The 14,219-nt window shown below is 48.0% G+C and carries 10 protein-coding genes; 3 read left to right on the forward strand and 7 right to left on the reverse strand.

Going from position 1 to position 14,219, the window contains the following annotated elements; all coding sequences use genetic code 11:
• Positions 1-37: 37 nt before the first annotated feature.
• Entirely contained in the window at positions 38-3,307 is a 3,270-nt protein-coding gene (locus ACBP46_RS07135; RefSeq protein ID WP_371016037.1) for an SDR family NAD(P)-dependent oxidoreductase, read from the forward strand.
• A 3-nt stretch (positions 3,308-3,310) separates the two neighbouring features.
• Entirely contained in the window at positions 3,311-4,648 is a 1,338-nt protein-coding gene (locus tag ACBP46_RS07140) for an aminotransferase class I/II-fold pyridoxal phosphate-dependent enzyme (protein WP_371016038.1), read from the forward strand.
• 1,038 nt (positions 4,649-5,686) lie between these two features.
• On the opposite strand, the gene kdsA is transcribed toward ACBP46_RS07140, so the two are convergent.
• From kdsA to ACBP46_RS07160, 4 genes are all read right to left on the reverse strand, one after another.
• Entirely contained in the window at positions 5,687-6,529 is an 843-nt protein-coding gene (gene kdsA / locus ACBP46_RS07145; protein ID WP_371016039.1) for a 3-deoxy-8-phosphooctulonate synthase, read from the reverse strand.
• A 120-nt stretch (positions 6,530-6,649) separates the two neighbouring features.
• A complete protein-coding gene (locus ACBP46_RS07150) occupies positions 6,650-8,182 on the reverse strand; it encodes an LTA synthase family protein (protein WP_371016040.1) in 1,533 nt (510 codons plus the stop codon).
• A complete protein-coding gene (locus ACBP46_RS07155; protein ID WP_371016041.1) occupies positions 8,172-8,942 on the reverse strand; it encodes an SDR family NAD(P)-dependent oxidoreductase in 771 nt (256 codons plus the stop codon). The genes ACBP46_RS07150 and ACBP46_RS07155 overlap by 11 nt, the downstream gene beginning before the upstream one ends.
• Positions 8,932-10,170 carry a capsule biosynthesis protein gene (locus ACBP46_RS07160; protein WP_371016042.1) on the reverse strand — a complete coding sequence of 413 codons (1,239 nt, stop codon included), beginning with the start codon at positions 10,168-10,170 and terminating at the stop codon, positions 8,932-8,934. Before ACBP46_RS07160 ends, ACBP46_RS07155 begins: the two co-directional genes overlap by 11 nt.
• Before the next feature lie 400 nt (positions 10,171-10,570).
• Between ACBP46_RS07160 and ACBP46_RS07165 the strand changes: the two genes are divergently transcribed.
• Complete coding sequence (locus tag ACBP46_RS07165; protein WP_371016043.1) at positions 10,571-10,873, forward strand: hypothetical protein; 303 nt, start codon at positions 10,571-10,573, stop codon at positions 10,871-10,873.
• Between the two features lie 177 nt (positions 10,874-11,050).
• Here ACBP46_RS07165 and ptuB read toward each other — a convergent pair whose 3' ends face one another.
• Genes ptuB through ACBP46_RS07180 form a run of 3 tightly spaced genes read right to left on the reverse strand, consistent with a single transcriptional unit; the run spans position 11,051 to position 14,118 of the window.
• Entirely contained in the window at positions 11,051-11,704 is a 654-nt protein-coding gene (gene ptuB, locus ACBP46_RS07170; protein WP_371016044.1) for a retron Ec78 anti-phage system effector HNH endonuclease PtuB, read from the reverse strand.
• A 4-nt stretch (positions 11,705-11,708) separates the two neighbouring features.
• The gene (locus ACBP46_RS07175) at positions 11,709-13,196 is read right to left on the reverse strand and encodes an AAA family ATPase (RefSeq protein WP_371016045.1); all 1,488 of its coding nucleotides are present in this window, start codon (positions 13,194-13,196) and stop codon (positions 11,709-11,711) included.
• Complete coding sequence (locus ACBP46_RS07180) at positions 13,177-14,118, reverse strand: retron St85 family RNA-directed DNA polymerase (RefSeq protein ID WP_371016046.1); 942 nt, start codon at positions 14,116-14,118, stop codon at positions 13,177-13,179. Before ACBP46_RS07180 ends, ACBP46_RS07175 begins: the two co-directional genes overlap by 20 nt.
• Between the last annotated feature and the right edge of the window lie 101 nt (positions 14,119-14,219).

Below are 14,219 nucleotides of genomic sequence, written 5' to 3' on the forward strand. Positions count from 1 at the left end.
AGCTCTGCATGAATTAGACGCCAACCAGTGCGACTACGTGTTCTGGGCCGCTCACGATGGGGCTTTGGAAAAAGCCCAAAACCTACAGCACGAATACCCTGCCCTCCAATGCGATTTACTCCAAGCCGATGCCTTACCCGCAACAGGCTTTGATGTGGTTTTAATTAGTGGTGATTTTGACAACATTCAACAAGCCGACCTAGCGCTACAAGCTGCCGAGCACGCCTTGGTGGACAACGGTACCTTGATGGTATTTAGTCTACATGCCAATTACTGGCATTCTTTTATCCATTTGGATCAGACTCAGCAGGGGCTTTTACCCCACGCTTATTGGCAGCAGCGCCTACAAGCACATAGCCATTTCAATGTACAGCACACGCTGGAATTAGATGAAAACGCCCTTAGTGCTTATGGTCTGCTTGCTAGCAAAACCGCCTCAGCAGTTCCAGCAGAAACCACAGCTGCCGCCACGGCAACACAGCAATGGTACGTATTGGCAGACACCCCTGTTGGTATAGCCCTAGCCGAACAACTCACCCAGCGCCTAGGGGCAGAGCACGTCATCTGTCGCAACACGTGGGACTTTGAGGCGTTGCAGCCCGACCAGACTATTGTTTACTTAGGCGGCCTTCAAAACGAAAGCGCTTCAGCCTTAGATGTACAGCAGCAACGTTGCGCACAGCTAACGCAATTAGTACAACAGTACCCCTACCAAAACCAAACGCTTTGGGTGGTGTGTACGAACGCAACACCTTATGCTATTGCCCCCCTCAGCGCGCAGCCTAGCCGTTTAAGCCAGCTTAACGATGCCAGCACGTGGGGTTTTGTGCGCACGCTAATGAACGAATCCGATCGCCTACACGTAAAAGCCGTGGACTTTGCGTGGCTCGACTCGGCCGAGGCGGTTGAACAAACGGCGGACTGGTTACACGACGAGTTAAGCGCTCAAAGCACAGAACAAGAAGTGGTGTACAGTGCCACAGGCCAGCGATACGCCCCACGCTTGCAGTTAGTTGAAGCGCCTAATGCCAACAAAACCACTAGCCATCAAAGCGTGCGTCTAGAGTTTAGCTACCCAGGTCAATTACGAAACCTGCGTTGGCAACAAGTTAGCCTACCCGCACTTCAAGAACAGGATATTAAGGTGCGTATCCACGCAACAGGGCTTAACTTCCGTGATGTGATGTATACCTTGGGTATGCTCTCCGATGAAGCGGTTGAACATGGTTTTGCGGGTGCATCGTTAGGGCTAGAGTTTGCTGGGGTGGTCGAGTCTGTTGGGGCCGGCGTTAGCGACTACAAGCCCGGAGACCGAGTGGTAGGCTTTGGCTCACACAGCTTTGGTACCTACAGCATTAGCAGTAGCAGCGCCATGGCACCCCTGCCTGATTTTATTCAATACGAAGCCGCCGCTACCATTCCTAGTACCTTCTTTACGGTGTACTACGCACTGAAGCACTTAGCTCATCTAGAAGCCGGTGAGCGTGTATTAATTCACGGCGCGGCAGGTGGCGTGGGTATAGCGGCCATTCAACTTGCTACGCATTTGGGGGCTGAAATTTATGCCACCGCTAGCTCGCCAGAAAAACGCGACTTCTTGCGTTTAATGGGGGTAAAACACATCTACGATTCACGCTCTTTGGCTTTTGCGGATGACATTTTGCACGACACCCAAGGGGAAGGCGTGGATGTGGTACTGAACTCGTTAGCGGGCGAAGCCGTTAATCGTAACTTACAAGTGCTGCGTCCTTTTGGCCGTTTTCTTGAACTGGGTAAGCGCGACTTCTATCAAAACTCGCGCATTGGCTTGCGCCCATTCCGCAATAACATTAGCTACTTTGGCATCGATGCTGACCAGCTTATGCAAGCTAAGCCAGCCCTGACTCAACGCTTGTTCCGCGAGGTCATGAGCCTAATGGCTGAGGGACAACTCGCCCCCCTACCATATCAAGCGTTTGATGCGAACCATATCGTGGACGCATTCCGCTATATGCAACAAGCCCGTCAAATCGGTAAAATCGTGGTGACCTACGAGCAACCTTTGCGTCATGTGCATGCCCCTGCTCTTAGCAGCACCTTGCAATTACCTCCCGATGCAACCTATGTGGTAACAGGCGGCCTAGGCGGCTTTGGCTTACGCACTGCGCAGTGGTTAGTGGAAAAAGGAGCCCAACACTTGCTGCTACTTAGCCGCCGCGGTGCAAGCAGCGAAGAAGCCACCCAAGTCTTAGCAGAGTTCAAAGCGCAGGGTATTAACGCACAAGCTGTGGCCTGTGATGTGACACAAGCCGCAGACGTGGCGGCAGCTTTTGCCTATGCTGCAGAACATCTACCCCCAATCAAAGGGATTGTTCATGCCGCTACCGTCATTGACGACGCGTTAATTATGAACCTTAGCGAAGAACAAATTCGCCGCGTCTTAGAGCCTAAAATCAAAGGGGCTTGGCATTTACACGAACACAGTCTACAGCTGGCCGAGCCTTTGGATTTATTTGTGGTGTACTCCTCTGCGACCACGCTCTTTGGCAACTTAGGTCAAAGTAACTATGTAGCAGCTAACCATTGGCTCGAGGCGCTGATGGGCTTGCGTCTACAACAAGGGCTTGCAGCGACTAATGTGCGCTGGGGTGCCATTGACGACGTGGGCTTTTTAGCTCGTCACGATCAAATTAAAGATGCGCTTAAAGACCGCATGGGTGGTGCTGCCCTGCCGGCTGCTTTGGCCTTAGAGGCATTAGAGTCCATGCTGGTGCATCAGCGCTCACACCTAGGGGTAATGGAATTAGATTGGAATGCTTTAGATCGCTTCCTGCCTACCGCTAGCAGTCCAAAGTTCAGTGCGATGGCACATCTTGCCTCAGAATCGGAGCACGACGGCCAACGTGAAAACTGGTCTGAGCTGCTTGCCACCCTTAGCCCAGAGGCTTTACAAGAGCACGTAACGCAAATCATTAAAAGTGAGGTCAGTGAGATTTTACGTCTGCCCGTACCCCGTATTGATGCGCAGCAATCCATTTACGATATGGGCCTAGACTCTCTATTGGGTGTGGAATTGGTTTTAGCATTGGAAAACCGCTTTGGCGTGCGTATCCCTGTTATGTCCTTAAATGAAAGCCCAACCATCGAGCGTCTTTCGTTAAAGTTGATTGACTTACTACAAGGCACCCATACCGAAAGTGGTCTAAGCGACAACATTCAACAAATCGTAGCGCAACACAACATTGACGTAAGCGCCGAAGCCATTGCCGAAGCCGCCGAACAATTGGAGTCGGATTTACAGCAACCCCAGTCGCGTCTATTGCATTAATTTATGACAGAGCCAACCAAAAAACCCGGCCTTGCTAGCCAATTGAAGCAAAAACTGATCCAACAAGGGCTAGAGCGCAAGCTCAATAAAACGCAAAACGTGCCCTTGCGAGATCGGATCCAACAACAATTGGGTCCGCACATCCCGGAAAAGTTTTACCGTTTTCATCTGCTGCCCGAGTACCAACAACTGCGCATCATGGACCAAGGTGCGCAGCAATTGGGAGTTAGCAGTCCGTTTTTCAAAATACACGAAGGCAGTGCTGGAGCCACCAGTCGCATTGGCGGTCACGATTACATTAATTTTTCCAGTTACGATTACTTGGGACTGGCCCAGCACCCTGCCGTGCGCCAAGCCGCCAAAGACGCCATTGACCAATACGGTACCTCGGTGTCGGCCAGTCGTATTGTGTCAGGCGAGCGCCCTATTCACCGTGAACTCGAACAACGTATTGCCGAAGCCTATGGCACAGACGAGGCCTTGGTGTTTGTAAGTGGTCATGCTACGAACGTATCTACCATTGGGCATTTGTTTAATGCGCGTGATCTGGTCTTGCATGATGAACTCATCCATAACAGCGTGCTTCAAGGCATTCAGCTTTCCGGAGCACACCGCCTACCCTTTAAGCACAATGACTGGGCTCAAGTCGAACAAATCCTGCAACAACAACGCCATCAGTTTGAAAAAGTGCTCATTGTGGTCGAGGGCCTCTACAGCATGGATGGCGACTACCCCGATCTAGCAGAATTCATTCGCATTAAACAAGAGCATTATTGCTTTTTAATGGTGGATGAAGCGCACTCGTTTGGCGTAATGGGCGCGCACGGTAAAGGCTTGGCCGAACATCTAGGCCTATCTACCCGCGATGTGGATATCTGGATGGGAACGTGCAGTAAAGCACTGGCTAGTTGCGGAGGCTTTATTGCAGGGGAAAGTGCGTTAATTGAACATCTAAAGTGTTTAGCCCCCGGTTTTTTATACAGCGTAGGAATGGCACCTACACTTGCAGCCAGTGCGTTAACCTCATTAGAGATAATGCAAAACGAGCCCGAACGTCTGCATCGCCTACAGCACAATAGCCAGTATTTTTTACAGCAAGCACGTGCGGCTGGTTTAGATACAGGTTTAAGTCAAGGCTATGCGATAGTGCCTATTATTGTAGGGAGCTCAATTCGAGCCGCTCAGCTTTCTGCGCAGCTGTTTGAGCAAGGGGTGAATGTGCAGCCTATTTTGTACCCTGCGGTGCCAGAGGCGCAGGCGCGCTTACGTTTCTTTATTAGCTGCGAGCATACGCAAGCGCAGATGGATGAGACGATCCACAAAGTTAAGAGCTTGCTATAGCCAAGTACCTTGTAGCAGCCCTCTCTCAGACGTGCGTCATAACCAGCCATGAGCGATTCAGCGCGGAGCGAGTGTAACGAGCGAGCACTGCCTAGCGAGTGGCTGGTTATGACAGCGCGGCAGAAAATGGCTCTTTGCTCTAATCCTTTGCTCCTGTATCCCACGCATCCCACCTCAGTCTAACGCTCTCACTAGGCAGTGCTCGCTCACTACGTTCGCTCCGCGCTGAACCGTTCGATCGTTAGTCTGAGTTGGACTGAGGTGAGTGAAGGCGGACTGGGGGAGTTGCTTTAGGGATGGTTGTTTTAAAAGGCGTTCATATAAAGACAATCTAAAAGTCTCCCCAGAGATCATCTCCCGTGCAGAACACAACCTCCCTTAGACGTGCGTCATAAACAACTATGAGCGATTCAGCGCGGAGCGAGTGAAACGAGCGAGCACTGCCTAGCGAATGGTTGTTTATGACAGCGCGGCAGACAATGGTTCTTGGCTCTAAGCCTTTGCTTCTGTATCCCACGCATCCCACCTCAGTCTAACGCTCTCACTAGGCAGTGCTCGCTCACTACGTTCGCTCCGCGCTGAACCGTTCGATCGTTAGTCTGAGTTGGGCTGAGGTGAGTGAAGGCGGACAGGAGGAGTTGCTTTAGGGGTGGTTGTTTTAGAAGGCGCTCATATAAAGACAATCTAAAAGTATCCTCAGAGATCATCTCCCGTGCAGAGCACAACCATTCCTAGGCGTGCGTCATAACCAGCCATGAGCGATTCAGCGCGGAGCGAGTGTAACGAGCGAGCACTGCCTAGCGAGTGGCTGATTATGAAAGCACGTCAAAGAAATGATTTAACTCTTGCTCTAAGCCTTTGCTCCTGCATCCCACGCATCCCCCCTCAGTCTAACGCCCTCACTAGGCAGTGCTCGCTCACTGCATTCGCTCCGCGCTGAACCGTTCGATCGTTAGTCTGAGTTGGGGGTAAAAGCCGTTAACCTGCCTAGCGAATGGCTGTTTACGAAAGCTCAGCAATGGCATAGTAAAAGCAAGGTTAAGAAATAGCTAAGGTTTCAAAGCTTTTGACTACGTTGTCGATGGCTTTGATTTGGGTTAGGAAGGGTTCGAGTAGGTCAAGGGGTAAGGCGCTGGGGCCGTCGCATTTGGCTTGGTCGGGGTTGGGGTGGGCTTCGAGGAAAAGGCCGGCGAGTTTGGTGGCCATGCCGGCGTGGGCGAGTTCGACGATTTGTTCGCGGCGGCCGCCGGAGGCGGGGTCGTTAGGGTTGCGTTGTTGTAGGGCGTGGGTTACGTCGAAAATCACAGGGTGGTTATGGGTGACTTTTTTCATGACGCTAAAGCCCAGCATATCGACCACCAAGTTGTCGTAGCCAAAGCAGGTACCACGGTCGCACAGAATGAGTTGGTCGTTACCGGCTTCTTTGAATTTTTCAACAATGTGTGCGGTTTGGGATGGGCTTAAAAACTGGGGTTTTTTGATGTTAATGACTTTTTGTGTTTTAGCTAGGGCCACCACTAGATCGGTTTGGCGCGCTAAAAAGGCAGGTAATTGCAGTACATCCACGTGTTTAGCCACTATTTCGGCTTGGTAGGGTTCGTGTACATCAGTAATGATGGGCACCCCAAACTGTTGGCGCACTTCATCAAAAATTTGCATGCCTTTTTCTAGGCCGACTCCGCGGAAAGAGTGAATCGAAGAGCGGTTCGCTTTATCAAAAGAGGCTTTAAATACCAACGGAATATTGAGTTTTTGGGTGACCTCTACAAACTGCTGACATACTTGTAGGGTTTGCTCTGTGTCTTCTAATACATTTAGCCCACCAAACAGCACAAAAGGCAGGTGGTTAGCGACGTGAAGGTTTTGTATTTGAATAATCATCGTATCCCTTTAGGCATGGTCTACGCATGCCATCTGTAATGAATTTGGTTAATACGCCTCTGGGCGTGCGTCTATACGACTGATATTAACGGTGTTGACTCGAGGTAGCACTGATTTCATTTAACGCTTGGATTGTATTTGCGCAGCCTTTGCTTTAAAGCCCATAAACGATAGAAATGCTGACCCTAATTGTGCTGCAGTCAGGCTATCGTCAACCGATGCATGGGGTTGAGCTATTGCGTCGTCGGAGCGCCATAAAAGGTAATCGGTGGTGCCGTCTGGCTCGCCTAACTGTTGGTATACCCCACTCATAATAGGCACATGGTCGCCAAACATGCACAGCCCCGCTGGGCGTGATGAGGCTGCTAAGGTTTGCTGCAGTTGCTGCAATAACTGATCAGCATGTTGGATATGGCGCACATAGGGCAGCAGATCCTCAGCCCCTTTGGGAACCGGCTGTTGCAACAATGTCTTGGCCTCGGTGTGGCTGACAGTTTCCCAATGCAACGGGCCGTGATTTTCCATGGTTATAACATGCACAAATACAGGTTGATCTATATGTGCCTGCACCAGTTCAGTCACCTTGCGCCCGAGGGCTGCATCGGACACATACGCACCAAAATAATCCTCTTTGCCAAAAGCATGGATATCAATAAACTCATCAAAACCTAGCAGCGGCATGGCCGTATTACGGCGATAAAAGGACGCGGCATAGGGATGCACACAAATGGTTTTGTAACCCATAGAGCGTAAATACTGCGCCAAACTAGGCACACAGTGTTTGGCTAAACGGCGATATGGATTGAATTGATGCACCCCCAGTAGCGCGGGCTCTAGCCCTGACAACACGGCGTACTCGGTACGTACTGTGTTTGCGCCCCACGATGGTACCTGAAGTACGCCGCTCTGCCCCGCTGCTGCCATTTGATCAAACTGAGCCAGCACCTGTGGCTGTACGTAATCGGCATAATAACGACGCGGATCAAAAAATGACTCGCTTTGCAATAGTACCAAATGCGGTAACACAGCAGGAGCCTGCCAAGACTGGGCAAAAGGAGCGTGTGGCTGTAAGTTTAAAGCCTGACGTTCGGCCTGTGCATAGCGCCACAAAGCCGGTGTAAAACCCATTTGCTGTATATCGGCACTAGGCTGCCAACTGGGCTGAGCACGAGCCAGCGCACCACCCAAAAACAAGGCTACCGCCCCCGTCCCTGCAAACCACAACACGGCGGCAAGCCACCGGTGATAAGCCGGCTCAAAATAAAACGCCAGCGCCGCTGCTGCAATATAAACCGCAAACCCCAAAACCGTATTGGCTATACCGAAAAAAGGCAAATACAAACGGGGGTGCTTGATGGCATCCCAAAAATATTCGGTATCGGTATAAAAAAATGGCTCGCGTAAAAAATGCTGCTTCATATTGCTAATAATAATCAACAGCAACTGCAAACCAATCAAATTAAACAAAGCAAACCAAGGACGTTGAAACAACAACATCTCAAAGGCAAAGCCCATTGACCACAGCCCAGCATGCACACAAAAATGCCGTAAATGACGCCGTAAACGCGGACGCGGCTTGGCCGCATAATCCAACAACAGCGACACCGCGTAGCCCAACACCACCAAAGCAATTAGGGCAAAATCAATGCTCATAATCTAAACGACGCAAAATCCATGCAGAAACCGAGGGGTGCAACACGCTTAAACCCCAAGTGCCAAAATTCAAAGGAAAGGGAAAACTAATACGTGGCGGATTTTTACGCAGACGCTTTTGAATATAGGCGGCAGCCTTGGGGGCGGCCCATAAAAACGGCTTTGGCCCTGGCATCTCTTCACACATTTTAGAACTAACATAACCCGGCATGACGACGCTCAAACGTACACCCTGAGGGGCCAACCAGTCGCGCATGCCCTCGCCATACACTTTTACCGCGGCTTTGCTTGCGCTATAGCTGGGTGTAACAGGCAAGCCTCTATAGGCCGCTAACGAGCTCATCAATACTATTTGCCCCTGCGCTCGGGCGCGCATGCTGGGCAACACTCCATGCACCGTAGCAAATACCGCATCCACATTAATGCTCAGCAAACGACGAACATCAGCCCACTGCTCGCCTGCATTGTCCTCACCATGATTAATATTGACTCCCGCATTGGCAAACACCAAATCCACGGGTTGCTGAGCACAAAAATCCATTAACCACGTGCGCCAACCCTCGGTGTCGCTTAAATCAAAACGCACGGCTTCCACCTGCGCCCCTAACTGCTGACACGCCTGCTGAATACCCGCTAATAGGTCGGGATTACGCCCTTGCAACACTAAAAACACACCCGGTGCGGCATACGCAAGGGCCAAGGCGCGCCCGATACCTCCGGTAGCGCCTGTAATTAAAACCGTCTGAGGTTTAGGGGACATAATTCAACTCGATAAAAGACTGCGATGCCAATAACGCTGGCACCGTCTGCTGAACAGCCATACGAATGCCTGCTGAAGTGTAAAAACCGCCATTTAGCTGGGTAGCATGAATCACCACATTGCGGAAATGGTGAAACAAGTTCATGTTGGGGCGCTGTAAATCGCACCAAAACTGATCCAACGGCCCGTCATAGCTTAGCCCCGCTATATCGTAAATGGCCTCGCCAAGCACTTTAGTGGGTAAGGCATGGTAAAGCGCTGAGGCCCCCACCGTGCTATTTACCGTTACGACTCCCGTGGCTTGACCTAATAAGGTGGGCATAGCCCCAGTTTGCAAAAACACGACCCGATCCGCAATCGCATACTGCTGCGCCAAGGCGGAGGCATTTTTTTCATGATTAACTAACCCCATATCTAAGGGGTGATTTTTAATCACCAATACAGCATCCGACGGCGCATGCTGCGCAAACGACGCCAACACCGTATCCATGACCTGATACATGTTTTTAAAGGGAGAGTGACTGCGAATTTGCGCGTCAGAATCTAACTGCAAAGGCAATAAATAAAACGCTTTATCTTGGGCTAAAAAACGCCCAATGGTTTTGCTGTCTTGAGTCTGCCGCCGCACTATGCTTTGTTTGATTTGTTTTGCCAAATACGGCCAGTACTCCTGCCAAGCAGTATGAGGTGCATGGTATTGGTATTGCGGAAACTGCCAGCGATTAGCCAAACTACAGAAATGATAAGCCACATCGAACCAGGCTCGCATATAAAACGACGAGCTAAACGATAAGCCATTGCGGTAATTAGGCACCAACGGCCCCCACTCCTGATACCACAAGGGATCTTTGGGTAATGCTGAGTTAGCATTAACACCGCCCCGCTCTAGCGTAAACCAATAGGGACGAAAATACCCCTCTTCAAACACATGAACCCGTATCCCCAACTGCTTTGCAATCTGGATGGCTGCTTGGTGCACGGGACGTTCGTCGCCGAACAACACCACATCAGTCACGGTTTGGGTTCTATAGAACTCGGCCATAAACGCCGTCATTTGATCCGCCGGCAACGTACAACTATGCGCATTGCCATTGCGACGCCAAAATACCTTGTCACCCACCGTAAAATTTAACCGCAATACACCATGCCCTTGTTTTTTCAAGGCCTCGGCCAAATCAGCAAAAAAGGGCGAATTGACGCCCTGAAGAAAAAGAAATTGGTGATTCACGTAACTAATTTATAAAAGCAACTCTACATTAAGACGGCTATTTTACGTCTTTTCGTAGTTAATTAGGGGTTAATGAAGCTAAGTTTTACGGAATCACGCTTTTGCTTGACATCAAGATGAAATAAAAAGCGCCCACCCCGCTTTTTTATCTGATATCCATACGCGAGCAAAGCCTTGTCTAGCCTGCCTTAAACGATAAAACCCGAATTTTCTAATTGTGGGTAGAATGAATTAGCCTAAGCGTTAGCCTCAGAGATCGGTGCTTGGTATGGTAGGTTTTTGGGTCTGCTTTTTAAAGCTAGACAAAGTAGAGGGGGTTTGTCGTTTTATTTAGAAAAAAGCACAGCGTACTTATAGGTAGAATAGAGCCAACGCATTCATTGATCTAAAAGGAAAACAAATGGGCACCGCTAATATCTGGCATTACTACGTTGGTTTTATGGGAGCCAGCTTTTTTTGGACCGTACTGGCCTGGTTGGTTAGCGCATTTTTAACTGGCTATGTCGCCAAAGAAAAAGGCTATCCATTTCTAATATGGCTGATCGGTGGGCTACTGTTCCCGGGCATTACATTGCTTGCGGCAGTAGGACTGCCTGTTAGAACGCTTTTTCAGCCACAACAAAAAGAACCCATCAATACGCCTACACACACCACTGAACCAGTAGAAAAAAATGAGCCGTATATTACGGTGGATAAAATTTGATTTTTGACTACAAATCTAACGCATTTTTTAGAGCAAATAAAAAATGCTTGCTCACGAACTGCCGTCAAGCCCCCCCAGACGGCAGTAGTGACGGCGATGAGTATTTAAATGCGCTTGGTTGACATCCTCCTCGTTCTAAACGACGAGGCTTTCCGCACGTTTGGGTAAACTTACGGACTAAAGGCTCCAAATTTGTCTTAAAACTGCGGAATGCTCTTCATTTTCAAATTTTGCTAAATTTTCATTGCGCTCGCTCTCAAGCAATTCTTTCACCTCTAAATCACCACTTTCCGAGCACTCATTAAGCAACTCAAAATAGTCCTGAGCAAATTGACGCCCTATGAGAGCCACTTGGCGACGCTTACCTCTCAACTTAGAGTTACCGTTTAGATTAAAGATTAAAATGGTGTTTTGGGCAATTTTAGTATCCGAATCGCTTAACCCTTCTTTAGGGACCACAGTGCCATCCGCAACAAAAACCAAATAGTCAGCAGGGTCCATACTATCTGGCTTACAAACCTTAGCCATATCAATCGTTGAGGGTGCTTTGTTATCTTTATAATTGCCACAACTATTCAAATCATTGCATGACCCAAACAAATTAGCCCACTCAAACGTCTTCTGTGGCTTTTCCCTACGTCTAAAAAAGTGCTCGATATGTTTTTTGTCATTCAACCGACGCTCACAATATGCACAAAACGCCCCCTGCATCGCTTCAAGCTGCTGCCAAAGCTCAACCTTATCTGCTCCGCTAACACAATGCCACTCATCTCTGCCATGATGATAATTACTTAAACAGGTAGGAGATTCAGTTCTGTTTAACTTACGCATGCCCCTACCCCTTTTGCCTAATTCTTTTTTTCAACTGCTGCAAACTAATTTGCGCATCTAGCTCTTTTATAACGGGGTGATCATTCCCAAAATGATCTCGAAGTTTCCTTTTTAAACATAAGCCTTCGTCATTCTCCCAAATGTTTTGCTCAATCAATGCCTGATAATTTGTAATCCATTTAGACTCCTTGATGTTAGGGACGGAGTGAGTGCCCATTAACTGCTCCAGCACATCTGAACTCATCACACCTTTGGTCTGAAAGCTGGGTTTTTCTACATAAGCCGTGCCATGATCTTCAGAACCGAGAATACGGATGCTCTTTTTATCAACCGTAGACAACACATGGGGGCTATGAGTGGTAACTATAAACTGCACATTTTTAAATGTTTCTACTAGTCTTATCAAAATATGCTGCTGCCACTGCGGATGTAAATGAAGCTCAATCTCATCAATTAAAACCACGCCATGTGCTTCTAATGGGTTAGTCATAGCAGGATTTAGAGTTAGCATACGTAATGCCAAATCCCCCACCAAAGCCGCCAATGTTTTTTGCCCATGAGACAGTTGTAAAAAGTTTATTCGATTACCAAAATTATCCAGCTTAACTTCATCTCTGCCACTACTGCGATCAAGCTCTAACTTCCGAATATAAGGAACTGCACTTTCAATGGCCTGATCAACAAGCTGTATTTTTGCTTTATAGTAATCAGAAGATCCCGCTAGATTGCACAACTCAACGTAACGCATCAAAAAAGAATCCGTCCTAGCACTGGCTCCGGAGAAATCCTTATACGCATTAAACCTAGATGCAAAAAAAGTCTTTAATTCAGTGTCTCTTCCCCCTCTGAAAGAGCCCGTAAACGTGCGCTCTACTGCATAATAAGCAAACACAGGCAACTGCGTTTTGTCTCGTTCTTCATTTGCAACCAACAAACGGTAAATCGCACCCAGTTGCGTAGACACCTGCAGGCTAGAAGAAATCTCGCCTGCCCAACCTGAGACCGCTTTTACTAAAGACATATCAAATGCGGTTGTTTCATTTAAAGAAAACGAACCAACAATCTGTGCGTAATCTTTTGCGTGCGTATTAATATCAAAGTCTAATACAGGTAAACCATTGCTATTCGCCTTCACTATACGATTACTAAACCAAGACAACAGACGAGCAATCGCATCAACCACACTCGTTTTACCTGCCCCATTTTCACCAATAACAACTGTTAAATCAGGTTCAAACTCAATGTGTAGAGCTCTATAACGCCTAAACTCATAAAGGTTAAGTTTATGAATGCAAAAGCGTGCCTGCTCCATGCTGCTATGTAACTGCTCGAAATAAAAACCTGCTCTATCTAGGTTTATCGCACCAATATCTTTACCCGTTAAATAGCACTCATACAACTCAGACTGGGAGAGAATATTGCCGCCCTTTGCATTACGGATTAAAGCTCTTATCCCTTTTGGGAGTTCTTCTTTATTTAGATCTATCATCATTAACCTCACAAATAGCAATTAGAGCCGCTGCGCCATATTTTTTTTCTAAAGCATAAATAAAATCAGGCTCTATATGCTTGGCAAAAGACAACAGACCACGCAAGTGATTAACATCCTCAGGGCCAAGTTGTTGCAATGTGAACTGATGCAATAAATGCTTTATATATCGCTTTCTCTTTCTGCCCAAAGAAAGCTTAGCCTCATTCGTTAATGTAATGCCCGTCACGTGCCGGTTATGCGCTTTAGATGAAAAGATCGTTTTACGACGGTTAACGGTCAGAGCAGCATCAAAACATTCAACGAGTAAATCAGCCACCAACTCAGGCATGTCCATCAATACACCTTGACCCCGAGTTGAAAACGTCAAATCATCTGCATAGCGCGTATACACAATCCCTTTGCTACGACTAAGCCGTTCAAGCTTGGTATCAAAACCGTGCATAACAAAATTAGATACCGCAGGTGAACTTGGTGCACCCACGCTGAGCATTAAGGACCCCGACAATTTTTTACTTGGTGACCAAAACAACAATCGCTCTATTAGTTTTTTTTCGCTAGGATCAGGAAGGTCAAAAAAACGCTCCCATTCTGCCCAAAAAACCGCAGGAGTAATGGAGTTAAAAAAGCTATTAAGATCAAGCTTTAATAAGTAGTTATTTCTTTTGTGCGCGTTTGCATTGTCTTTAATACTCAAACCAGAACGATAGGCCATTGCAGCACTATGCATAGGAAGGGGATTAATCAATAAAAAAGTGCGCTGTAAATTTTTAAGCTCAGGAGTAGGCTGAGCTATTGTGCGCTCGCCATGAGTACGTTTTGGAATTTTATAAACTTTGTAGTAAAGCGGAGCACGTAACAAAAACACCGTGACCTCAGCTTCACTTTTACCTAGTTCACTGGCTAGCTGTTTAACAATGCCCATTCAAAACCCCAATAAAAAAGCCCAAGAGCATAACTCCTGAGCTTTACTCTTTACTAAAGGAAGCGCTAGGCGCATAACCTTAATGAGGAACGAGTTAAGGT

The organism is Paenalcaligenes hominis, assembly GCF_041359055.1.
GTDB classification, from domain to species: Bacteria; Pseudomonadota; Gammaproteobacteria; order Burkholderiales; family Burkholderiaceae_B; genus Paenalcaligenes; species Paenalcaligenes hominis_A.

Coding starts and splice junctions, on each gene's coding strand:
- ACBP46_RS07175 (WP_371016045.1), bottom strand. CDS start 13,196: ATGATGATAGATCTAAATAAAGAAGAACTCCCAAAAGGGATAAGAGCT.
- ACBP46_RS07150 (WP_371016040.1), bottom strand. CDS start 8,182: ATGAGCATTGATTTTGCCCTAATTGCTTTGGTGGTGTTGGGCTACGCG.
- ACBP46_RS07155 (WP_371016041.1), bottom strand. CDS start 8,942: ATGTCCCCTAAACCTCAGACGGTTTTAATTACAGGCGCTACCGGAGGT.
- ptuB (WP_371016044.1), bottom strand. CDS start 11,704: ATGCGTAAGTTAAACAGAACTGAATCTCCTACCTGTTTAAGTAATTAT.
- ACBP46_RS07140 (WP_371016038.1), top strand. CDS start 3,311: ATGACAGAGCCAACCAAAAAACCCGGCCTTGCTAGCCAATTGAAGCAA.
- kdsA (WP_371016039.1), bottom strand. CDS start 6,529: ATGATTATTCAAATACAAAACCTTCACGTCGCTAACCACCTGCCTTTT.
- ACBP46_RS07165 (WP_371016043.1), top strand. CDS start 10,571: ATGGGCACCGCTAATATCTGGCATTACTACGTTGGTTTTATGGGAGCC.
- ACBP46_RS07180 (WP_371016046.1), bottom strand. CDS start 14,118: ATGGGCATTGTTAAACAGCTAGCCAGTGAACTAGGTAAAAGTGAAGCT.